This window comes from Roseovarius spongiae, assembly GCF_003651245.1.
Classification (GTDB): domain Bacteria; phylum Pseudomonadota; class Alphaproteobacteria; order Rhodobacterales; family Rhodobacteraceae; genus Roseovarius; species Roseovarius spongiae.
The window spans coordinates 615,405-637,767 of record NZ_RAPE01000001.1 but is presented as its reverse complement, the minus strand read 5'-3'; the positions used below and the strand labels follow the sequence as shown (position 1 = coordinate 637,767).

Below are 22,363 nucleotides of genomic sequence, written 5' to 3'. Positions count from 1 at the left end.
CGCCAAGATCGCGCGTTAACCGCTTTTTCAGACAGAAGGGCAAGAAAGGGAACGATGACCGATCCGAGAGGCGCTTCCCGTGTGTTCCTGTTCCTGCAAGGCCCGCACGGACCGTTCTTCGCAAGGCTGGCGCGCATGTTGCGCCGGGCGGGCGCGGATGTGTGGCGCGTCGGCTTCAACGCGGGCGACCGGCTGTTCTGGCCCGAACGGCAGAGCTACATCCCCTTTCGCGACGCGCCGGATGACTGGGCGGGGGCCTTCACGCGTCTCATCGCGGAAAAGGGCGTCACCGACATCGTGCTCTATGGCGACACCCGCCCGATCCACGCGCAGGCGGTGCGGATCGCGCGCGACGCCGGCCTTGGCGTGCATGTCTTCGAGGAAGGCTACCTGCGCCCCTACTGGGTGACCTATGAACGCGGCGGCAGCAATGGCCACTCGCGGCTGATGACCATGTCCGTCAAGGACATGCGCGCCGACCTTGAACTGTCGGACATGGACAGCGCGCTGCCCCCGGCCAGCTGGGGCGACATGCGCCACCACGTCTTCTACGGCGCGGTCTATCACGGCTGCGTCCTGCTCGCCAATCGCGGCTACCGCAATTTCCGCCCGCACCGCGCCATCGGCGTGCGCAAGGAATTCTTGCTGTATGTCCGCCGCCTGCTGCTGATGCCAATCCAGGCGATCGACCGGCGGGTGGCGACATGGCGCATCCGGCATGGCGGGTTTCCCTATCACCTGGCGCTGTTACAACTCGAACATGACAGCAGTTTCCAGGAGCATTCGCCGTTCGAAACGATGTCGGAATTCCTCGACACCGTGATCGGCGGCTTCGCGCGCGGCGCGCCGACGCATCACCACCTCGTGGTGAAGGCGCATCCGCTGGAGGACGGGCGCGCGCCCCTCAGGCGCGACCTGCGCCGCCTCGCGCGCCATTACGGCGTCCCGGACCGGGTGCATTACGTGCGCGGCGGCAAGCTCGCGCAGCTTCTGGACGAGGCGCGCAGCGCGGTCACGGTCAACTCCACCGCCGCGCAACAGGTGCTGTGGCGCGGAATCCCGCTCAGAACCTTCGGCGAGGCGGTCTACGCCAAGCCCGAGTTCGTCTCGACCAAGCCGCTGGCCGATTTCTTCGCCGGACCCGAGCGGCCGGACCGCCGCGCCTATCGCGATTATCGCCGTTACCTGCTGGAAACAAGCCAGATTGCCGGCGGTTTCTACTCCACGCAGGGGCGCCGCCAGGTGCTGCGCCAGGCGGTCGACATGATGCTGAGCAAGGACGACCCCTACGAGGCGCTCAGATCCGGCACCGCGGCCCCGCGGCAACAGTTACATGCCGTGACATGAGGATCGCGGGCCATCCCGCTGGATTTGTGACCTGAACTCGGGTAACGTCGAAAAAAACCGAGGCAGAAAAAACACAAGGTCGAGGAGACCGGGCAGTGAAAATCCATCGAACCCCATGGGCGCGATCCGTCGCGCTCTTGACTATCGCCATGCTCGTGGCGTCCTGCGGCGTTCTTCCCCAGGTCGGCCCGAGCAAGCGGCAGATCTATGCCGGCTCGGTCCAGCGCTCGGGCGACGCCTTTGTCGTGTCGGTCAACGACCGCGTCACGCGCGCCACGGCGGTGCAGCCCGCGCTCGGCTTTTCCAGCGCGTTCAGGAACGCCGGGCGGCTCGGCTCGGACACGATCCGTCCGGGCGACACGCTCGGGCTGACGATCTGGGAAAACGTCGATGACGGGCTGCTCGCGGGCGAAGGCCTCAACCAGACGGTCCTCGAAGAGGTGCAGGTCGACGGCAGCGGCTTCATCTTCGTGCCCTATGCCGGGCGCATCCGCGCCGCGGGCAACACGCCCGAACGCATCCGCCAGATCATCACCTCCAAGCTCGACGAACAGACGCCGGACCCGCAGGTGCAGGTGCGCCGGCTGGCCGGCGACGGCTCCACCGTGTCGCTGATGGGTTCGGTCGGCGCGCAGGGCGTCTACCCGATCGAGCGCCCCACCCGCACGCTCTCGGCGATGCTCTCGGCGGCGGGCGGCATCGTCATCCCCGCCGAAGTGGCGCAGATCACCGTGATCCGCGGCGACCAGCGCTCCAAGGTGTGGTTCCAGGACCTCTACAAGCATCCCGAGTTCGACATCGCCCTGCGCGGCGGCGACCGCATCCTCGTGGAGCAGGACACCCGTTCCTTCACCGCGCTCGGCGCCACCGGCGCGCAAAGCCGCGTCACCTTCGAGACCCAGACGCTGAGCGCGATCGAGGCGATCGCCACCGTCGGCGGCCTTGTCTCGGCCACGTCGGACCCGACGGGCGTGTTCGTCCTGCGCAACGAGCCGGCCGAGATCGCCAACCAGGTGCTCGGGCGCGACGATCTCGTCGGCGACCAGCGAATGATCTACGTGCTCGACCTCACGAAGCCCAACGGCATGTTCATGGCGCGCGATTTCTCGGTGCGCGACCAGGACACGATCTACGTGACCGAAGCGCCCTTCGCCCAGTGGAGCAAGGTCATCGGCGCGCTCACCGGCACGCTCGGCGCGGTCGCCACGGTGGATTCGGCATCGACGGCGCTCGGCGGCGGCTGATGCCCCCGCCGGGCACGGAACAGCCCGCCGACGCCGATGCGCGCCGGCGGGTTTTCCATTTCAACCTCGGTTTCCTGCGCCAGCGCCGTATCCGGCGGATCCTCGCGCTTGCAGGTTACGACCTGCGCCTCGGGTGGCCCGGCGCGGACGATCTCGTCGCGGTCTGGGGCCGCAGCCCCTACGCCGCGCGCGGCGAGGCGGCGGCGCGGCGCAGCGGCGCGGATCTCTTGCGGGTCGAGGACGCGTTCCTGCGCTCGCTCCATCCGGGCCGCGCCGGAGAGCCGCCGCTCGGGCTGATGATCGACCGCACCGGCGTGCATTTCGACGCCTCCGCGCCCTCGGACCTGGAGACGCTGCTGGCGACCCACCCGCTCGACGACACCGCGCTCATGGATCGCGCGCGCGGCGCCATCGCCCGCCTGCAAGAGGCGCACCTGAGCAAGTATAACGCCTTTGACGCGCGCGCCCCCTGCCCCGAGCCGGGCTATGTGCTGGTGATCGACCAGACCCGCGGCGACGCGAGCGTCGCTTACGGCGGGGCCGACGCCAACACCTTCCGCGAGATGCTCTATTACGCGCAGGCGGAAAACCCTGGCGCGCGCGTCGTCATCAAGACCCATCCCGAAACCGCCGCCGGCCATCGCGCGGGCTATTTCGGCGCGAATGACGCCAGCGGGCGCATCTCGCTCCTGTCGGACCCGGTCAGCCCCTGGGCGCTGCTGAGCGGGGCCGTGGCGGTCTATACCGTCTCTTCGCAGCTCGGCTTCGAGGCGATCCACGCCGGCCACCGCCCGCAGGTCTTCGGCCAGCCCTTCTACGCCGGCTGGGGGCTGACCGAGGATCGCCATCCCTTCGGCCTGCCGCGGCGGGGCCGCAGCCTGAGCCGCGCGCAGCTCTTCGCCGCCGCGATGATCCTGCACCCGGTCTGGTACGACCCGTTCCGCGACCGCCTGTGCGAACTCGAGGATGCGATCGCCATCCTCGAGGCCGAAACACGCGCCTGGCGCGAGGACCGGCATGGCTGGAACGCGCACGGGATGCGCCTGTGGAAACGCCGCCCGCTGCAACGTTTCTTCGGGCGCCACGCGCGGCTTGCCTTCGCCCGCCCCGCCGTCCCGCCGCGCCGCGACATGGTCTGGGCGGGCCGCTCCAAGGACGCGCCAAAGGGGGCGGTGCGCGTCGAGGACGGCTTCCTGCGTTCGCGCGGGCTCGGCGCCGATCTGGTCCCGCCGCTCAGCCTCGTCTGCGACAGGCGCGGCATCTATTTTGATCCGACCCGCCCCAGCGACCTCGAGCACTGGATCGCGCGCCGCGCCAAGCTGCGTCCCGACCAGCGCGCCCGCGCCGAGGCGCTGATCGCCAGCGTGGTCTCGCTTGGCCTCAGCAAGTACAACCTCGGCGGCGCGGCGCCAGACCTGCCACCGGGCCGCCGCATCCTAGTGCCCGGCCAGGTCGAGGATGACGCCTCCATCCGCCTCGGCGCGGGCGAGATCGCGACCAACGCGGCGCTGCTGCGCGCCGCGCGCGCCGCCAACCCGGACGCCATCATCCTCTACAAACCCCACCCGGACGTGGAGGCCGGTCTGCGCCGCGGCGCCGTCGCGCCGGATACGCTCGCCGAACTTGCCGACATGGTGCTGCCGCATACCGACCCCGCGCTACTGTTGGGCCAGGTCGACGAGCTCTGGACCATGACGTCGCTCATGGGATTCGAGGCGCTGCTGCGCGGGGCGCGCGTCACCACCACCGGCGCGCCCTTCTACGCGGGCTGGGGCCTCACCACCGATCTCGGCCGCGTTCCCGCCCGACGCAGCGCGCGCCTCGACCTCGCCGGACTCGTCCATGCCGCGCTGATCGACTATCCGCGCTATGTCGACCCCGTGACCGGCCGGCCCTGCCCGGTGGAGGCCGCCATCGACCGCCTCGCCTCGGGGCGGCTCTCGCGGCGCGGCCCGGCCAACCGCGCGCTGGCCAAGCTCCAGGGGCTGTTCGCGAGCCGCGCCGATCTCTGGCGCTGACCCCCTGCTATTTCCCGGTGGAACTACCGAAGTCCAACGCCCGGCTCAGACGCGCCGCCAGACATGCATCGCATCCCCGCCCACCGGCGCGACCCGCTCAAGCGCGAAACGCGGCGCCTCGTCCAGACGCGCGACGCCCAGCGCGCCGATGCCCGGCAGCCCCTCGGCCCCGATGGCCAGCCCGGCTGTGAACCCGACCAGTCGATCCACCAGCCCCGCGCCCAGCAGCGACGCCGCGAGCGCGCCGCCGCCTTCGCAGAACACCCGCGTCAGCCCCGCCGCCCCGAGCGCCTGCGCGACCGAGCCGATATCGAGCTGCCGTTCGGTGACGGCGCAGGGCAGCAGCCGCGCGCCAACCCCCTCCCACGCTTCGATCAGCGCGGGATCGGCGTCCGTCCCGTGGCACAGCCAGACCGGCGTCTCGCGCGCCGAGCGCGCCAGTTGCGACATCAACGGAATGCCGAGATGGCGCGAGACGACGACGCGCACCGGCTGCTGCGCTGCGCCCATGCCGCGCACCGTCAGGCTCGGGTCGTCGGCGCGCGCCGTGCCCGCCCCCACCATCACCGCGTCGTGGCGCGCGCGCAGCCCGTGCACCGCGCGCCGCGCCGCCTCTCCGGTGATCCAGCGGCTCTGCCCGCCCGCGGTGGCGATGCGCCCGTCAAACGAGGTGGCGAGCTTCAGCGTGATCTCCGGGCGCCCCTGCTCGTTGCGGCAGAGAAACCCGCCGAGGTCGCGCCCGGCCTCGTCGGCCATCACGCCGGTGTCGACCGCGATTCCGGCGGCGCGCAGCATGGAGAAACCGCGCCCCGAAACCCGCGGATCGTTGTCATCGAAGGGGGCCACGACGCGCGCGATCCCCGCTTTGATCAGCGCCTCGGCGCAGGGCGGCGTCTGTCCGTGATGCGCGCAAGGCTCGAGCGTGACATAGGCTGTCGCGCCCCGCGCCGCCGTCCCCGCCTGCGCGAGCGCGCGCGCCTCCGCATGAGGCCGCCCGCCCGGCGCGGTCCAGCCGCGCCCGACAACGCGGCCCGCGCGCACGATCACGCACCCGACCGCCGGGTTGGGCCAGGCCCGCCCCTGTCCGCGCCGGCCGAGCATCAGGGCCGTGCGCATGTGGCGGATGTCGGTGTCGCTCACGCGCCCTGCTTGTCCTCGGCGGCGGCGTCGGGACGCAATTCGCTCACGAACTTGTCGAAATCGTCCGCCGCCTGGAAGTTCTTGTAAACGCTGGCGAAGCGAACATAGGCCACGGTGTCGATCCGCGCGAGGCTCTCCATCACGATCTCGCCCACGGTCTTGGAGGGGATATCCGTCTCGCCCATGCTCTCGAGCCGGCGCACGATGCCCGAAATCATCTGCTCCACGCGCTCGGGCTCCACCGGGCGCTTCTGAAGCGCGATGCGGATCGAGCGTTCCAGCTTGTCCCGGTCGAAATCCTCGCGTCGCCCGTTGGATTTGACCACCACGAGGTCACGCAGCTGAACGCGCTCGTAAGTCGTGAACCGCCCGCCGCAGCCTGGGCAGAATCGCCGCCGCCGGATCGACACATGCTCCTCGGCGGGCCGTGAATCCTTGACCTGCGTTTCGATATTTCCGCAAAACGGGCAGCGCATCGGCCTGTCCCCTTCTCTTCTCTGCCTCTGGTTCGTGGGTCTCGCGCCCGTTTATCCACACCCACTATAGGGAAGCCGCAAGGTTTTGGGTAGCGCGAATTTCGAGCCGCAAGATGCGGATCGGGGCATTTCGCCCACGAACGCGGCGCTCACATATGGCCGGCCACGCGCCTGCGGTGGGGCGCGTCGCGATGCTCGAAGAGATAGACCCCCTGCCAGCGGCCCAGCCGCAGCCGCCCGTCGCGCACCGGGATCGCGAGGTTCACCGGAAGCAGCGCCGCCTTGATATGCGCGGGCATGTCGTCGGGCCCTTCGCTCACATGCCGCAGATAGCGCATCCGGCTGTCCGTCGCCGGCGGCGCCAGCCGCGCGAAGAACGCGAGGAGGTCGGTCTGCACGTCCGGGTCGGCGTTCTCCTGGATGAGCAGCGAACAGGACGTGTGCCGCACGAACAGTGTAAGCAGCCCCTCGCCGCTCACCCGGTCGTGCAGCTGCTCGGTGAATTCATAGAGCCCCTGCCCGCGCGTCGCGATCTCGATCTCGAATTGCATGGCGGTCTCCTTTCCCGCTGCCGCTCCAACCGCGGCCCCCGCCCGCGGTTCCGCGCGCATCGCGCCGCGCGATGGAACATCACCCCGGCCTGCCCCGTTTCCCCGGTATCCGCAACCCAAGGAAAGGGAGCAAGAGAATGACTGTCGCACGTGTAACCGAAATTTCATCGACCTCGGACAAGAGCTTTGACGACGCCGTGAAGGTCGGCATCGAGCGCGCCGCCAAGACCCTGCGGGGGATGACCAGCGCCTGGGTCAAGGATCAGCATGTGAAGGTCGAGAACGACAAGATCGTTCATTACCGCGTCAACCTCGCGGTGACCTTCGTGCTCGACGACTGACCTTTCGCTGGTCGCGATTGGCCACGGGCAAGGGCCGCTTGGCCGCGCGGCCCTTTTTCGCTCACGCGTTCCGTGGCCTGATTCTTGCCGCGCCTCACAGAAGCCGTGCGCGCCCCGAAACGCAGGAAAGGCGGACAGATAAGTCCGCCTTTCCCTACAACATGTCGCTATGCAGTCTCAGGCTTTCGGCGCGGCCTTGCGACGCCGGCGCAGCAGCGCCAGGCCGCCCAGGCCCGCCAGCAGCAGCGGCGCGCCCGCGGGCAGCGGGACCGGCGCGACGTCGCCATAGACCTTCAGGTTGGCGCTGGAAACGGTGATGCTGGGATTCGGGAGCAAGACATCGGACGTTTCCTCGGCCAGCCAGAGCGTGAAATTGCCGGTGGCCACGGAATGCGCGAACACATCCACCGATCCCGCGTCGCTTGCCGCGTTGATCGTGTAGGTGTTGGTCCCGTCGGCGATATCGTCGAACAGGTCGTCGTTCACGTTGACCGGATTCGAGCTCGGGCCGCTTTGCGATCCCTGGACGCGAATCTTCCAGTCCTCTTTCGGATGCCCAAAGAACCAGCCCGATTCATCTGCGGCGCCCGACACCTCGAGCGTCAGTTCGAACCGGTCGATGGCGGTATAGGCAACGCCCGAAAAATCCCAGGATTCGCTGAAATCGTTGTCATCGTCGAAGAATGTCGTCGAATTCGAACTGCTGTTCGGTATCAGCGTCTGATCGTAAATCAGGGTCGATGCGGACGCAGCCCCCGACACAAACAAAGCCCCTGCCAAAGCAGCGGCAAAACTCAACCGTTTCATGACTTCCCCTTTACATACACGGTACCACTCCATCATGGGTATGACGCGGGTTGGCGTCTGTCAAGAGGCCGCGGGGGATTCAATACGGGGCCGCATCGTTCCTGCATCATGGGCGCGCCGCCCGACCGGGACACCTGTTTTCCGATGTTACTGATCGAGAAACGACCGCAGCTTGCGCGACCGGCTGGGATGCTTCAGCTTGCGCAACGCCTTGGCCTCGATCTGGCGGATCCGCTCGCGCGTCACGCTGAACTGCTGGCCGACCTCTTCGAGCGTGTGATCGGTGTTCATCCCGATGCCGAAGCGCATCCGCAGCACCCGCTCCTCGCGCGGGGTGAGCGAGGACAGAACCCGCGTCGTGGTTTCCTTGAGGTTGTCCTGAATGGCGCTGTCCAGCGGCAGAACCGCGTTCTTGTCCTCGATGAAATCGCCGAGCTGGCTGTCTTCCTCGTCGCCGATGGGGGTTTCGAGGCTGATCGGCTCCTTGGCGATCTTCATCACCTTGCGGACCTTCTCGAGCGGCATCTGCAGCTTTTCGGCCAGCTCCTCGGGCGTGGGTTCGCGGCCGATCTCGTGCAGCATCTGGCGGCCGGTGCGCACCAGCTTGTTGATGGTCTCGATCATGTGGACGGGAATGCGGATTGTGCGCGCCTGGTCCGCGATGGAGCGCGTGATCGCCTGGCGGATCCACCAGGTCGCGTAGGTGCTGAACTTGTAGCCGCGGCGATACTCGAACTTGTCGACCGCCTTCATCAGCCCGATGTTGCCTTCCTGGATGAGATCGAGGAACTGCAACCCGCGGTTGGTGTATTTCTTGGCGATGGAAATGACGAGCCGCAGGTTGGCTTCGACCATCTCCTTCTTGGCCATGCGGGCCTCGCTCTCGCCCTTCTGGACCTGGCTCACGATGCGGCGAAACTCGGGAATGTCGAGCCCGACATACTGCCCGACCTGCGCCATGTCGGCGCGCAGTTCGGCCACCTTCTCGGGGCTGCGCTCCATGAAGGCCTGCCAGCCGCGCCCGGATTTCTTCGCCATGTCGTCGAGCCAGGTGGGATCGAGTTCGCGGCCGCGATATTCGTCGACGAATTCGCGCCGGTTGATGCGCGCCTGATCGGCGAGTTTGACCATCGCGCCGTCGATCATCATGATCCGCTGGTTGATGCCGTAAAGCTGGTCGATCAGCGCGTCGATCCGGTTGTTGTGCAGGTGCAGCGAATTGACCAGCTCGACGATCTCGGCGCGCAGTTCCTGATAGGTCGTTTCCTGTTTCCTGGTGAACGAGCCGTCCTCGTTCAGCGTGGCGGAGATGCGGCTGTCCTGCATCTCGCTCAGCTTGGCGTAGTCGTCCGCGATCCGGTCGAGCGTCTCCAGCACGGCGGGTTTCAGCGCGGCTTCCATCGCCGCGAGGCTCATGTTCGCCTGGTCGTCATCGTCGTCATCGTCGTCGTCACCCGCGATCGGGTTGCCGTCGGCGTCAAGCTCTTGGCCGCCGTCGCCCCCGGGCTTGCCCGAGGAAGGCGGCGTCGTCACGTTGGCCGCCTCGACCACGCCCTCGGCGTCTTCCCCCATCTGCCCCGAGAACGTCGTCTCGAGATCGATCACGTCGCGCAGCAGGATGTCCTCGCCCAGCAGTTCGTCGCGCCAGATGGTGATCGCCTGGAAGGTCAGCGGGCTTTCGCACAGGCCCGCGATCATGGTGTTGCGCCCCGCCTCGATCCGCTTGGCGATGGCGATCTCGCCCTCGCGGCTGAGCAGCTCCACGCTGCCCATCTCGCGCAGGTACATGCGCACGGGATCATCCGTGCGGTCGAGCTTCTCCTCCTTGCCCGAGCCGAGCACGATCTCGCCCCGCTTGCCGGTCTCGGCGAGCGCGGTGGATTTCTGTTCTTCTTCCTCGACCTCGTCGGCCTCGATGATGTTGATGCCCATTTCGGAAAGCATCGACATCACATCCTCGATCTGTTCGGAATTCACCTGATCGGGGGGCAGGACGGTGTTGAGCTGTTCGTAGGTGATGAACCCCTTCTCCCGCGCCTCGCCGATCATCTTCTTGATCGCCGCCTGGCTCATATCGAGCGAAATCTCGGCGTCCTGGTTGTCCGGCTTGCGGTCGTCAGCGTCTTTGGCGGCCATGCACATCTCCTGAGCGGCGGCGGGGGCGATGATTCGCCGGGTGCGCGAATCATCCTGTTCGCGAGGTGATTCGCAACCCGTTTACCCTGTTTTCCTTACCTTTTCTTCACCAAGTGACCTTAACGGCGCGTTTTGGTGAAGGTAATCCTGTCCAGCAGCGCGTCAAACTCCTCACGTTCTCCGCGGTTGATTCGCGCCCCATTCTCGGCCAGATCGTATTCGGCCTTGTCCTCCTGCTGACTGCGCAGCGCGCGGTTGCGGGCCTCGGCGGCCTGTCCCAGCCGCCACGTGACAGCCTCGTCCGCCATCCCCTGCACATCCTCCGCCGCATCCGCGATTTCGGCCCTGAGACCACGGATCGCCGCGATCTTGGCCAGTTCCTCGGCCACGGTCATCTGCGCGATCTCGGCGTCGCCGGGGTGTCGCACGGGGGGCGTGATGGCGACATGGGGCAGGCACAGCAGCTTTTCAAGGGCGTCGGCGCCCACCGTGCGCCCGATCTCGGCATTGAGCGCCTCGGCCCCGTCCGCCGCGTGGTGCAGCAGCAGGTCGCGCAGCCGCGCGTGCAGGCTGTCCTGGCATTCGAGATCCTCGAGCGGCCCCTCGAACTCGGCGCAGATCCCGGGGGTCGAGATCAGCGCGGCGAGGATCACCGCCTCGCGCATCCGGATCGCGCCGCTTTCGCCCGTTGCGGCCAACAGCGACGCCTTGGCGCTGGCGCTGGCCGGGTCGGGCGCGCCCCACTTGCGGGCCTTGGCCCCGCCCTTCGCCGCGCGGCGCGGCGAAAGATGGGTCCAGAGCAGGTCCCGGACCGCGCGTTCGTAATGCCCCCGCACCGTCGGGTCCGCGATCAGCGCCACCTTGTCGCGCAACGCCTTCTCGAGCGCGGCCTTGCGCTCGGGGCTGTCAAAGACGCGGTCCTCGGTCTCGCGCCGCCAGAGCAGGTCCACCATCGGCAGCGCGCCCTCGATCAGCTTCTGCACCGCGCCGCGCCCCTCGGCGCGCAGGATGTCGTCCGGGTCCTTGCCCTCGGGCATCAGCGCAAAGCGCAGCGACTTGCCCGCCATGAGCAGCGGCAGCGCGAGATCGATCACCCGGTGCGCGGCCTGCAATCCGGCGCGGTCGCCGTCCATCGCCATCACCGGCTCGTCCGCGACGCGCCACAGCAGTTGCAGTTGCGCCTCCGTCACCGCGGTGCCCAGCGGCGCGACCGCCGCGCCAAAGCCCGCCTGCGCGAGCGCGATCACGTCCATGTAGCCCTCGGCGGCGATCAGCGGCGCGCCCTTTCCGGCCGCCTCGCGCGCGGACGCAAAGTTGTAGAGCACGCGGGACTTGTCGAAAAGCTCGGTCTGGGGCGAGTTGAGGTATTTCGCGTTCTCGTCCGGATCCATCGCCCGCCCGCCGAAGGCGATGCAACGCCCGCGCGCATCCAGGATCGGGAACATGATGCGGTTGCGGAACACGTCATAGGGCTTGCCGCCCTTGTTGCTGGGCTTGGCCAGCCCGCAACCCATGACAAGGTCGGGCGCGACGCCCTTGCCGGTCAGGTGGTCCCACAGGTTCTGCCAGCCGGCAGGCGCAAAACCGATGCCGAAGCGGTCGCGCGTCGCCTCGTCCAGCCCGCGCCGGTCGAGGTAGTCGCGCGCGCCCGCCCCCGCGCCGGAATTCAGCATGAGGCGGAAATACCTGACCGCCTGCTCCATCACCTCGATCAGTTGCGTGCGCCGGTCCGCCTTCTGCTGCGCCTGGGGATCGCGTTCGGGGATCTGCATCCCCGCCTCGCTGGCGAGGATGCGCACCGCCTCCATGAACTCCACGTTCTCGGTTTCGCGCACGAAGCCGATGGCGTCGCCCTTGGCGTGGCAGCCAAAGCAGTAATAGAACCCCTTGCGGTCATCGACGTGAAAGCTCGCCGTCTTTTCGTGGTGGAAGGGGCACGGGGCCCACATGTCGCCCTTGCCCGGATTCGACTTGCGATTGTCCCACATCACCTTGCGCCCGACCACGTCGGCCAGGGAGGTGCGCGTGCGCAGCTCGTCGAGGAATCCGGGGGGCAGGCTCATACCGTTACTATATGCGCCAAGGACGCCGCGCCGCCAAGGGCGACGCGCGAATTACCCACAGGTTTTGACCGCGCTCAATCGTGCGCGAGGCAGGCTTCGCTGAACGACTCGGCGACCGCGTCGTTCAGTTGATCCTCGGGCAGCGTATAGACCCATTCGACCAGCATCGGCACGGCGGGCGCGTATTTCTCTTCAATACCGCCCTCATCCGAGGTAAGGACGTCGATCGCGCCCTGCTGGGTGTTGCCGCCGCTGCGCTCATTCACGGCGTCGGCGACGATGCCGGTGGTGGCGGCGCAGTCGGCGGCCTTGTCGGCCAGCGCGCCGCCCGGCAGGACGAGCGCGGCCAGGGCGAGGGCGAAAATGCGTTGCATGTATGTTTCCCTGTGGTGAGTGGGGGTTCGGGCGCGCACCCTGTCAGACACCGGCGCGGGCCGCAACGCTCTGCATCGCCTCGCGCATCTCATGCGCGAGGGTCCGCGCAAAGGCGCGGAAGACCATGATCCGCCACGATTCGCCGCTGATCCGCGTGAGCGACGCATGCATGTGCCCAAGCTCCGTGCGCGCGGTGTGCCCGCGCTTGAACGCGCCTTCGCGCAGGTCGAGCGGCGCCAGCCGCGCCAGCGCCTCAGCCGCGCCCTCCCCCTCGAGGCGCGCCACCGCCCAGGCGTCCGACTGATCGGTGAGGGCCGCGAACTCCGTCAGCCCCGCGTCCGGCTCCGGCCCGATCAGCAACGCCATGCGCTGTCCGAACCACACGGCGCGCGCGCCTTCCCGGCCCGTCGCGCGGTTGGGGGCCGGGAACGCCATGCCGTGCGCCGCTTTCAGCGCCTCCGACAACGCCTTGTCCCGCCCCCGGTAGGGCGCAAGCGAAGTCATCCGCGCGGGCGCCGCTTCGGACAGGCGCAGCGCGCCCGCCTCGATCGGCAGCAGCCCATCAAAGGGCGTCCTGGCTGTCAGCTCAATCACGTGTGCGCCCTCCGTCCGCGTCGAATTGCACCGGGTCCTGCACCTCGACCAGCGTTTCCGTCTGGCGCAGGTGATCCACCGCGCGCAGCACCTCTCCATGCCGTTCGCGCCCGTCGCGCAGGAATCCCAACCCGAGGAAACGCCCGAACGTGGGCGAGAACCCGACCGAGGTGAGATAGCCCAGATCATTGGCCGACACCGCCTGCGCGTCCTGCTCGAAGAGATGCGCGCCGGCGGTCAGCTCCTTGACCGCGCCCACGGGTTTCAGCCCGACCAGTTGCTCTCGTCCCGGCTCGCTCAGGCCGGGCCGCGCGGCCATCGTCTTGCCGATGCAGTCCTTCTTGGCCGAGATCATCCGCCCCATGCCGATGTCGTCCGCGGTGACGCGGCCGTGAATCTCCGCATGGGTGATGAAGCCCTTCTCGATGCGCAGCACGTTGAGCGCCTCCATCCCGTAAGGCCCGCCGCCGAGGCCCTCGGCACGCGCCGCCAACTCGCGAAAGAGCGCGTCGCCATATCGCGCCGGGACCGCCAATTCATAGGCGTGCTCGCCGGAGAACGAGATACGGAACAGCCGCGCGGCCACCCCGCCAACGGTCACCTCGCCGCAACCCATGAAGGGCATGTCCCCGACCGGCGCATCCAGCAGGTCATCCAGCAGCGCGCGCGATTTCGGTCCGGCGACGGCGAACTGAGCCCATTGCTCGGTGACCGAAATGAACCGCACGTCCATCTTCGGCGCAAGGCACTGGTGCACGAATTCCAGGTGCCGCATCACCTGTCCCGCCGCCGCCGTGGTGGTCGTCATGAGGTAGTGTTCCTCGCCCAGCCGCGCGCAGGTGCCGTCATCCATGACGAACCCGTCCTCGCGCAGCATGAGGCCGTAACGCACCCGCCCGACCTTCAGCGTGGAGAAGGTATTTGTATAGACATAATCGAGGAACGCGCCCGCGTCCCTACCCTGGATATCGATCTTGCCGAGGGTGGAGACATCCGCGATGCCGACCGCCCCGCGCACATATCCGACCTCGCGATCGCAGGACTGGCGCCAATGCGTTTCACCCGGTTTCGGGAAGTAGCTCGGCCGGTACCACAGCCCCGCCTCGATCATCGGCGCGCCGCGTGCGACGCTGGCGGCGTGGCTGGTGGTGAACCGCTCGGGCGCAAAGCCCTTGCCCTGCGCCCCCGCCCCCATCGCGGCGATGGCGACGGGACTGTAGGGCGGACGGAAGGTGGTCGTGCCGGTCTCGGGGATGCCGCGCCCGGTGGCGTCGGCCAGCACAGCCAGCGCGGCGACGTTGGAATTCTTGCCCTGGTCGGTCGCCATGCCCTGCGTGGTGTAGCGCTTCATATGCTCGACCGAGCGGAAATTCTCGACCGCGGCCTGCTTGACGTCCTTCACCGTCACGTCGTTCTGGAAATCAAGCCAGGCGCGTCCCTTGCCCGGCACCGCCCAGAGCGGGGCGATGTCATAGGCGCTGTCCTCGGCCTTCGGGATGTCGGCTTCGGGCGCCTTCAGCCCCAGCGTCTCCAGCGCCTGCGCCGCCGCCCGCGCGCCTCCTTCGAGGCAGGCGCGGGTCGAGAAATCGCCGCGGCAGGCGCCCGCCGTCACCATGCCGGGTATCGCGCCGTCGCGCGGCACGAAGGCGGCGATGTCCGGGTTCCAGGCGGGGCGCCCGTTCATGTGGCAGGTCAGGTGCAGCGTCGGGTTCCAGCCCCCCGACATCGCGAGGCAATCGGCCTGCACCTTCTCGATCCCGGAAGCGCGCGCGATGCTGATCGCTTCAAGGCCATGCCGCCCTTGCGCGTTGCAGACCTGCGCGCCCGCGTAGAACGGCACGTCGAGATCGCAGCGCGCGTGGGGGCGCGCGTCGATCAGCGCGCTCACATGCACGCCCGCCGCGACCAGGTCCGCCGCCGTGCGATGCGCGTCGTCGGTATTGCCGAACACCGCCACGTTGCGCCCCGGCGCCACGCGCCAGCGGTTCAGATAGGCGCGCACCGCGCCTGCGGTCATGACGCCGGGGCGGTCGTTGTTGGCGAACGCCACGGGCCGCTCCAGCGCGCCCGCCGCCAGCACCGCGGCGCGCGCGTTGATCCGCCAGAAGCATTCCAGCGGCGCGCCGGGACGCATCGCCACGTCATGCGCCAACCGCTCCAGCGCGCCATAGACGCCGCCGTCATACGCGCCGGTCACCGTGGTGCGGGTCATGATCCGCACGTTGGGCCGCGCGGCGAGATCGGCGGCCATCGCGGCGGCCCACTCGGCGCCGGGCCGCCCGTCCACCTCGAGCCGCTCGGCGTTGAGCCGCCCGCCGCAGACGGTGTCCTCGTCAACGAGGATCACGTCAGCACCCGCCTCGGCCGCGGTGCGCGCGGCCATCAGCCCGGCCGGACCCGCGCCGATCACCAGCAGGTCGCAATGCGCCCACGCGCGTTCGTATTTCTGTGTCACCGCTTCGCCCGAGAGCGCGCCGAGGCCGGCGGCGCGCCGGATCACCGGCTCATAGACCCGTTCCCAGAACCGGCGCGGCCACATGAAGGTCTTGTAATAGAACCCCGCCCCGAGGAAGGGCGCGAAAAGATCGTTGACCGCCAGCGCGTCCCAGCCAAGCGAGGGCCAGCGGTTCTGGCTGCGCGCCATCAGCCCCTCGTGCAGTTCGAGCGTGGTGGCGCGCACGTTGGGTTCCTGCGCGGGGCCAAGGCCGGTGGTCACCAGCGCGTTCGGCTCCTCGGAACCCGCGCTCAGCACGCCGCGGGGGCGGTGATACTTGAACGACCGGCCCATGACGCGGATGCCGTTGGCCAGAAGGGCGGAGGCCAGCGTGTCGCCCGCGAACCCCTCGTAGCGATGCCCGTCAAAGCGGAAGCCCACCGGGCGCGCGCGGTCGATCAGGCCCTTGCCGGCGATCCTCATGGCCGCTCCGCCTTTGCGTCGTCTGCGAGTTCCGCGCCCATGACCTCGTGCGTGTTGGTGTCGCGCGTGACCACGATCCAGGCCGCGCAGCCGCTTTCGTGATACCAGAGGTCGCGGGTTTCCCCCGCCGGGTTGTCGCGGTTGTGCAGGTAGTCGTCCCAGACCTCCGCGCCCGCGTCCGGCGCGGGCCGCTCGATCGCCACGGCCGCGCCCTGGTAGTAGAACTCGCGCCGGTCGCGCGGCCCGCAGATCGGACAGGTGATCCTCATGCAAGCCCCGCTTTCAATGTTCCGAAAATACTCAAACTTCCGCCCTCACGTCATGCGCCTCAATGCAGATTGTGTTGACTGCCGGTGCCTTCTTCGTCCATCAGCCCGCGCCCGGTGCGGAACCGGTCGAGCCGGTAGCGCGCCGCCGGCGGGTGATGGCGGTCGGTCGCCACCAGATGCGCCATCGAGAAGCCCGACCCCGGCACCGCCTTGAACCCGCCATAGCACCAGCCCGCATCGAGGTAGAGCCCCTCGATATGGGTGCGGTCGATGATGGGCGAGCCGTCGGGCGTCATGTCCATGATCCCGCCCCAGCTGCGCAGCACGCGCGCCTTGCCGATCATCGGCATCAGCGTCATCCCCGCCTCCATCACGTGTTCGACCATCGGCAGGTTGCCGCGCGCCGCGTAGGAGGCGTACATGTCCAGATCGCCGCCAAAAACCAGCCCGCCCTTGTCAGACTGGCTGATGTAGAAATGCCCCATGCCGAAGCTGATGACATGGTCGATGCAGGGTTTCAGCCCCTCGGTCACGAAGGCCTGGAGGATGTGGCTCTCGATCGGCAGGCGCATCCCCGCCATCGCCGCCACCTGGGAGGAGCGACCGGCGACGATGATCGCCACCTTGCGCGCCCGGATGGCGCCGCGCGTGGTCTGCACGCCGGTCACGGCGCCGCCTTTGGTGTCGATGCCGGTCACCTCGCAGTTCTGGATGATGTCGACGCCGCGTTCGCTCGCCCCGCGCGCGTAGCCCCAGGCGACCGCGTCGTGGCGCGCGGTGCCGGCGCGGCGTTGCAGCAGCCCGCCATAGATCGGAAAGCGCGCGTTGTCGTAGTCCAGATAGGGGACCATCCGGCGCAGGTCCGCCCGGCTCAGCAGTTCGGCGTCGTCACCCTGGTTTATCATTGCGTTGCCGCGGCGCGCGCCCGCGTCGCGCTGACCGTCGGAATGAAACAGCACGATCTGACCGCGTTGCGAATGCATGACGTTGTAGTTCAGATCGGCCTCGAGCCCTTCCCACAGCCGCAGCGAGTGGCTGTAGAATTCCGAGTTGCCGGGCATCATGTAGTTGGCGCGCACGATGGTGGTGTTGCGCCCGACATTGCCGCCGCCGAGATAGCCCTTTTCAAGCACGGCGACATTGGCGATCCCGTGGTTCTTGGCCAGGTAATAGGCGGTGGCGAGGCCATGCCCGCCGCCGCCGATTATGACCACGTCATATTCGGATTTGGGCGCGGCGTCGCGCCAATGCGGACGCCAGCCCCTGTTGCCGGTCAGCCCCTCGCGCAGAACGCGCCAGCCGGAAAAGCGCATCGCATGTCTCCCTAGATTCGCGCGGAGACGTAACAGCGCCGCGCGCGAAAAGGCAATGGCCCAAGCGCATGATCCGCGCGCATGGCCGAGGAGGGTGAGAGGCGCCCGGCGGCGTCAGCGCCGCGGGATCAGAGGCCCAGCGCGCGGTAGCTTGCCGCGACCTTGCCGATGGAGACGAGATAGGCCGCGGTGCGCAGGTCGCTTACGTCATCGCGGGTGTGCCAGACCTCGCGCATGGACTGGTACGCCGCGCGCATGGTGTCGTCGAGGCCAGAGCGCACCAGCTCAAGTTCGCCCGCGCCGCGCAGGTAGCGCTGCTTGAAGTCGGGGCTGATCGTCCAGCCGAGTTCCTTGTCGGCGCTGAGCCGCTCGAGTTCGTCCACCACCAGCTTGTGGCGCGCCTCTTCCTGGCGTCGCCCCATCCGGCCAAACCGGATATGGCTGAGGTTCTTGACCCATTCAAAATAGGACACGGTCACGCCACCGGCGTTCGCGAACATGTCGGGAATGATGACGCAGCCCTTTTCGCGCAGGATTTCATCAGCGCCCGCCGTGGTCGGGCCGTTCGCGGCCTCGATGATGAGCGGCGCCTTGATATTGGCGGCGTTGCCGAGGTTGATCACCCCTTCCATCGCGGCGGGGATCAGGATGTCGCAGTCGGCCTCGAGCACGGCCGCGCCATTCTCGACATAGGTTCCGTCGGGATAGCCCTTCACGCCGCCGTGCTGGATGATCCAGTTCTTCACGGCCTCCACGTCGAGCCCCTTGTCGCTGGTCAGCGCGCCGTCGTGCTCGATGATGCCGGTGATCAGGCAGCCGTCCTCTTCTCTGAGGAACTTGGCCGCGTGATAGCCCACGTTGCCGAGGCCCTGCACGATCACCCGCTTGCCGTCCAGCGCGCCCTTCAGGCCGGCGGTCTTGATATCCTCGGGGTGGCGGAAGAATTCCTGAAGCGAATACTGCACGCCGCGGCCCGTGGCCTCGGTCCGGCCCTGGATGCCGCCGGCGTTGACCGGCTTGCCGGTGACGCAGGCGCGGCTGTTGATGTCGGTGGTGTTCATGCGCTTGTACTGGTCCGCGATCCAGGCCATCTCGCGTTCGCCGGTGCCCATGTCGGGCGCCGGGACGTTCTGGCTGGGGTGGATCAGGTCGCGCTTGATCAGCTCGAAGGCGAAGCGGCGGGTGATGCGCTCGAGCTCGTCCTCGTCCCAATCGCGCGGGTTGATGCACAGGCCGCCCTTGGAGCCGCCGAAGGGCGCCTCGACCAGGGCGCATTTGTAGGTCATCAGCGCCGCCAGCGCCTCGACCTCGTCCTGGTTGACGGCGAGCGCGTAGCGGATGCCGCCCTTCACGGGCTCCATATGTTCGGAATGCACGCTGCGGTAGCCGGTAAACGTATGGATCTGCCCGCGCAGGCGCACGCCGAAGCGCACCGTGTAGGTGGCGTTGCAGACGCGGATCTTTTCCTCTAGCCCCGGCGCGAGGTCCATGAGCGCAACCGCGCGGTTGAACATCAGATCGACGCTCTCGCGGAAACTGGGTTCCTTGAAGTTGGCTGCGGTCATGTCATCCCTCCATGAATTCCGTCCGTCTGTCCCCGGACATCGGTGCATTCCACCCGGCCAAGGTTACGCCCCCTGCGTCAATTGTCCAGCTTGACGGTTCGCCCCGCCCGCCGGCGCCGGCGCGGGAAGCGCGGCGGCGTTGTTTCCGGCGCGCGAACAGTTCCCGGAAAACCCTGGAACTGTATCCCAACTAGCTGATTTGCGTCAATTTTTCATTCTTATCGGCCCTATTTTCGCCACACTGATCAACGAAGAATGACGCAAGGAAATTTGAGTCACACCCGGCTCCGGTCTGTGAGGTATCAAAGTGAAACGCACGATTCCCGTACTGCTCTCGCGTGATGCACGCGCATCGGCGGATGTCACGAATTCCGCCCATTTCATTCCGTCCCCGCTGCGGAAATTCGTCCACGACGAAGACGGCGCGGTGGTCGCGTATTCCTTCTTCATCCTGCTGCTGATGCTCGTCGCCGGCGGGATCGCCATCGACGTGTCGCGCCAGGAAATGGAGCGGGCGCATATCCAGAACACGCTCGACGCCGCCGTTCTGGCCGCCGCGGGCGAACCCTACGCGATCGACGGCAAGGCCAAGGCCAAGGCGATCGTCGAGGACTACTTCGCCAAGGCGGGCATGTCCGACTACCTGAACGAGATCAATACCGAGGGCGAAGATTCCGACATCGTCAGCACCGTCAATTCGAGCAAGGTCACGGCCAGCGCCGAGATGCAGCTCGACACCTACCTGATGCATCTGAGCGGGGTGAAGACGCTCAAGGCCAGCGGCGTCTCGACCGCGGAGCGGCGCGTGCCCAAGCTCGAGGTGGCGATGGTGCTCGACGTTTCCGGTTCGATGAACAGCAACAACAAGCTGAGGAACCTGAAATCCTCGGCCAAGGAATTCGTCACCAAGATCCTCAACAGCGCCGACCCGGGCGATGCGGTGATCTCGGTCGTGCCGTTCAGCTGGAACGTCACGCCGGGAATGGAGATTTTCGACGAGCTGAACGTCGACGTGCGGCATGACTATTCCAGCTGCATCCGCTTCTTCCAGGATGACGGCGACTATGACGAGACGGGCATCGACCCCGAGACCCCGCGCACCCAGCAGATCTATACGTCGCGCTACGGCTCGTTCGACAACGTGAACGGCGAATCCTGCTATACCAACGATTACGCCGACATCCTGCCGTTCTCGATCAGCGAGACCGCGCTGCACAACAAGATCGATTCGTTCCAGGGCCGGGGCAACACCTCGGGGCACCTGGGCATGAAATGGGGCGCCGGCCTGCTCGACCCGGCGTTCCAGCCGGTCAAGACGGCCCTCAACGGCAAGACGGATGAGGATGGCAACAAGCTGGTCAGCGACCTGGTCGGCGCGGTTCCCGCCCAATACAACGAAGCCGAGACACTCAAGGTCATCGTGATGATGGGCGACGGCGAAAACACGACCAGCTACTACTTTGGCCGCAACAGCAGCTATCGCGGGCCGAATTCCGACCTCTACAAGGTGACCTATCAGGAAATGGAATTCCAGTACGCCTACAAGAAGAAGAAGAAGAGCAAGATCAGCTACAACGAGAGCAAGTGCAGCAACAAGAAGTGGGCTTGCGTCTATGAAGCCACCGGCGAGACCAAGTCCGCCCACTACCTGCACGACAAGAACGACGACCGCTATCGCGATCTCAAGCATAACAGCTGGATGGACGAGGACGATTTCGACGACCTGCCCGAGACCATGGAAGGCTACATTGCGACCGAGCGCCTGAGCTGGGAAATGGCCTGGGGTCTGATTTCGCCCAGTGAATACGGCAACATCACCGGCAACTGGGGCCCCTGGAACGACTACACCGGCAACAACGAGTCCCGCTGGTGGAAGGACCAGCGCATGGACAAGATCTGCACCGCGATCAAGCAGAAGGACGTGATCGTCTATACCATCGGCTTCGAGATCCCCAAGAACGGCCATGCCGAGGGTGAACTCAAGGACTGCGCCTCGTCCGTCGCGCACTACTACCGCGCCGAGGGCGTCAACATCAACGATGCGTTCAATTCCATCGCTTCGAACGTCGTCAACCTGAGGCTGACCCAATGATACGCCTGATCCGCAAGGGCGCGCGCGCCTTCCGCCGCGACGAATCCGGCAGCTCCGCCGTCGAGTTCGTCATCGTCTTCCCGGTCTTCCTGGCCTTGATGGTCATGTCGATCGAGCTGAGCATGATCACCTTGCGGCACGTGATGCTGGAACGCGGGCTCGACCTGGCGGTGCGCGATGTCCGGCTCGGCACCGGGACGGCGCCGACCCATGACGCGATCAAGGACCGGATCTGCGAAGAGACGATCGTGGTCAAGGACTGCACGGAAAACCTGCGCCTCGAGATGGTGCCGACGGACCTGCGCAACTTCGTCACGCTGGGCGGCGAGGTCCAGTGCACCGACCGCGAGGAAGAGGGCGAACCGGTGCTGAAATTCACGCCGGGGCAGCAGAACCAGCTGATGTTCCTGCGCGCCTGCCTGAAATACGACCCGCTGTTCCCGACCTGGCACCTCGCCCGGACGCTGAAGAGCGACGGCAGCGGTCAGGTCGCCATCGTGTCGATGTCCGCCTTTGTACAGGAGCCCTTGTAAGATGTTCACGCTTCCCTTCACGCAATGGCTGAAGCGGTTCCGCAGCGACGAAGCGGGCACCGTCACGGTCGAGGCGGTGATCTGCCTCCCCCTGCTCTTCTGGGCGATCATGGCTTCCTTCGAGTTCTTCGAACTGCACCGCTACAATTCCGCGCGCGACAAGGCGACCTACACGATCGCCGACATGATCTCGCGCGAGATGCAGAGCGTCTCTCCGTCCTATCTCGACAACGCCAAGACCGTGTTCGACACCATCGCCGACGATAACGGCGAAAACGAGATCCGCGTCTCGGTCATCAAGTACGACGCCGACGCGGACAGATTCACCGTCGTCTGGTCGCAAACTCGCGGCCAGGGCCCGCTGGAGCCGCTGACCACCCAGCAGATGCAGGACGCGCATGGGTCGCTGCCGATCATGGGCGACGGCGAAGAGGTGATCGTGATGGAAAGCCGCTCGATCTATCCGCCGCTTTTCGATGTCGGCATCGGCGGCAACACGGCGATCGAAACCCGCGTACTGACCAGCCCGCGCTTCGCGCCGCAGATCGTCTGGGACGACAGCTGACCCGAGGTTCGCCCCCG

Annotated in this window: 19 protein-coding genes; 7 read left to right on the top strand and 12 right to left on the bottom strand. The window is 67.2% G+C overall.

What is annotated here, in order from left to right; translation table 11 throughout:
• The first annotated feature begins 54 nt into the window (after positions 1-54).
• From D6850_RS03070 to D6850_RS03060, 3 genes are all read left to right on the top strand, one after another.
• The gene (locus tag D6850_RS03070; protein WP_121163658.1) at positions 55-1,347 is read left to right on the top strand and encodes a capsule biosynthesis protein; all 1,293 of its coding nucleotides are present in this window, start codon (positions 55-57) and stop codon (positions 1,345-1,347) included.
• Positions 1,348-1,496: 149 nt separating this feature from the next.
• Positions 1,497-2,591, top strand: coding sequence for a polysaccharide biosynthesis/export family protein (locus D6850_RS03065; RefSeq protein WP_121163656.1), 1,095 nt, complete (start codon positions 1,497-1,499; stop codon positions 2,589-2,591).
• Complete coding sequence (locus tag D6850_RS03060) at positions 2,591-4,609, top strand: capsular polysaccharide biosynthesis protein (RefSeq protein WP_121163654.1); 2,019 nt, start codon at positions 2,591-2,593, stop codon at positions 4,607-4,609. The genes D6850_RS03065 and D6850_RS03060 overlap by 1 nt, the downstream gene beginning before the upstream one ends.
• A 45-nt stretch (positions 4,610-4,654) precedes the next feature.
• On the opposite strand, the gene ribD is transcribed toward D6850_RS03060, so the two are convergent.
• The 3 genes from ribD to D6850_RS03045 form a co-directional block, all read right to left on the bottom strand.
• Complete coding sequence (ribD, locus tag D6850_RS03055; RefSeq protein WP_342769522.1) at positions 4,655-5,749, bottom strand: bifunctional diaminohydroxyphosphoribosylaminopyrimidine deaminase/5-amino-6-(5-phosphoribosylamino)uracil reductase RibD; 1,095 nt, start codon at positions 5,747-5,749, stop codon at positions 4,655-4,657.
• A complete protein-coding gene (gene nrdR, locus D6850_RS03050) occupies positions 5,746-6,225 on the bottom strand; it encodes a transcriptional regulator NrdR (protein ID WP_121163652.1) in 480 nt (159 codons plus the stop codon). The genes ribD and nrdR overlap by 4 nt, the downstream gene beginning before the upstream one ends.
• Positions 6,226-6,374: 149 nt before the next feature.
• Positions 6,375-6,776, bottom strand: coding sequence for a secondary thiamine-phosphate synthase enzyme YjbQ (locus D6850_RS03045; protein WP_121163650.1), 402 nt, complete (start codon positions 6,774-6,776; stop codon positions 6,375-6,377).
• A gap of 137 nt (positions 6,777-6,913) precedes the next feature.
• Between D6850_RS03045 and D6850_RS03040 the strand changes: the two genes are divergently transcribed.
• Positions 6,914-7,117 carry a dodecin family protein gene (locus D6850_RS03040; protein ID WP_121163648.1) on the top strand — a complete coding sequence of 68 codons (204 nt, stop codon included), beginning with the start codon at positions 6,914-6,916 and terminating at the stop codon, positions 7,115-7,117.
• A gap of 177 nt (positions 7,118-7,294) precedes the next feature.
• Here D6850_RS03040 and D6850_RS03035 read toward each other — a convergent pair whose 3' ends face one another.
• From D6850_RS03035 to D6850_RS02995, 9 genes are all read right to left on the bottom strand, one after another.
• Positions 7,295-7,960: a VPLPA-CTERM sorting domain-containing protein gene (locus D6850_RS03035; RefSeq protein WP_121163646.1), complete on the bottom strand. Its 666-nt coding sequence runs from the start codon at positions 7,958-7,960 to the stop codon at positions 7,295-7,297.
• A gap of 111 nt (positions 7,961-8,071) precedes the next feature.
• A complete protein-coding gene (rpoD, locus tag D6850_RS03030; protein WP_121163644.1) occupies positions 8,072-10,060 on the bottom strand; it encodes an RNA polymerase sigma factor RpoD in 1,989 nt (662 codons plus the stop codon).
• Positions 10,061-10,179: 119 nt separating this feature from the next.
• Positions 10,180-12,123, bottom strand: coding sequence for a DNA primase (gene dnaG, locus D6850_RS03025; protein ID WP_121163642.1), 1,944 nt, complete (start codon positions 12,121-12,123; stop codon positions 10,180-10,182).
• 74 nt (positions 12,124-12,197) lie between these two features.
• Positions 12,198-12,497, bottom strand: a complete 300-nt coding sequence (locus D6850_RS03020) for a DNA primase (protein ID WP_121163640.1) — start codon at positions 12,495-12,497, stop codon at positions 12,198-12,200.
• Between the two features lie 43 nt (positions 12,498-12,540).
• Positions 12,541-13,092: a sarcosine oxidase subunit gamma gene (locus tag D6850_RS03015; protein ID WP_121163638.1), complete on the bottom strand. Its 552-nt coding sequence runs from the start codon at positions 13,090-13,092 to the stop codon at positions 12,541-12,543.
• Positions 13,085-16,009, bottom strand: coding sequence for a sarcosine oxidase subunit alpha family protein (locus D6850_RS03010; RefSeq protein WP_121163636.1), 2,925 nt, complete (start codon positions 16,007-16,009; stop codon positions 13,085-13,087). Before D6850_RS03010 ends, D6850_RS03015 begins: the two co-directional genes overlap by 8 nt.
• Positions 16,006-16,278 (bottom strand): sarcosine oxidase subunit delta, encoded by a 273-nt coding sequence (locus D6850_RS03005; protein WP_121163634.1) that lies wholly within the window; start codon positions 16,276-16,278, stop codon positions 16,006-16,008. Before D6850_RS03005 ends, D6850_RS03010 begins: the two co-directional genes overlap by 4 nt.
• A gap of 59 nt (positions 16,279-16,337) precedes the next feature.
• Positions 16,338-17,591: a sarcosine oxidase subunit beta family protein gene (locus D6850_RS03000; RefSeq protein ID WP_121163632.1), complete on the bottom strand. Its 1,254-nt coding sequence runs from the start codon at positions 17,589-17,591 to the stop codon at positions 16,338-16,340.
• A gap of 128 nt (positions 17,592-17,719) precedes the next feature.
• Positions 17,720-19,156, bottom strand: coding sequence for a Glu/Leu/Phe/Val family dehydrogenase (locus tag D6850_RS02995; protein WP_121163630.1), 1,437 nt, complete (start codon positions 19,154-19,156; stop codon positions 17,720-17,722).
• 307 nt (positions 19,157-19,463) lie between these two features.
• Between D6850_RS02995 and D6850_RS02990 the strand changes: the two genes are divergently transcribed.
• The 3 genes from D6850_RS02990 to D6850_RS02980 are packed head-to-tail and all read left to right on the top strand — an operon-like array spanning position 19,464 to position 22,346.
• On the top strand, positions 19,464-21,248 hold the full coding sequence (locus D6850_RS02990; protein WP_245964077.1) for a TadE/TadG family type IV pilus assembly protein: 1,785 nt from the start codon (positions 19,464-19,466) through the stop codon (positions 21,246-21,248).
• Positions 21,245-21,781 (top strand): TadE/TadG family type IV pilus assembly protein, encoded by a 537-nt coding sequence (locus D6850_RS02985; RefSeq protein WP_121163628.1) that lies wholly within the window; start codon positions 21,245-21,247, stop codon positions 21,779-21,781. Before D6850_RS02990 ends, D6850_RS02985 begins: the two co-directional genes overlap by 4 nt.
• A gap of 1 nt (position 21,782) precedes the next feature.
• Positions 21,783-22,346 (top strand): TadE/TadG family type IV pilus assembly protein, encoded by a 564-nt coding sequence (locus tag D6850_RS02980; RefSeq protein WP_121163626.1) that lies wholly within the window; start codon positions 21,783-21,785, stop codon positions 22,344-22,346.
• The last annotated feature ends 17 nt before the right edge of the window (positions 22,347-22,363 follow it).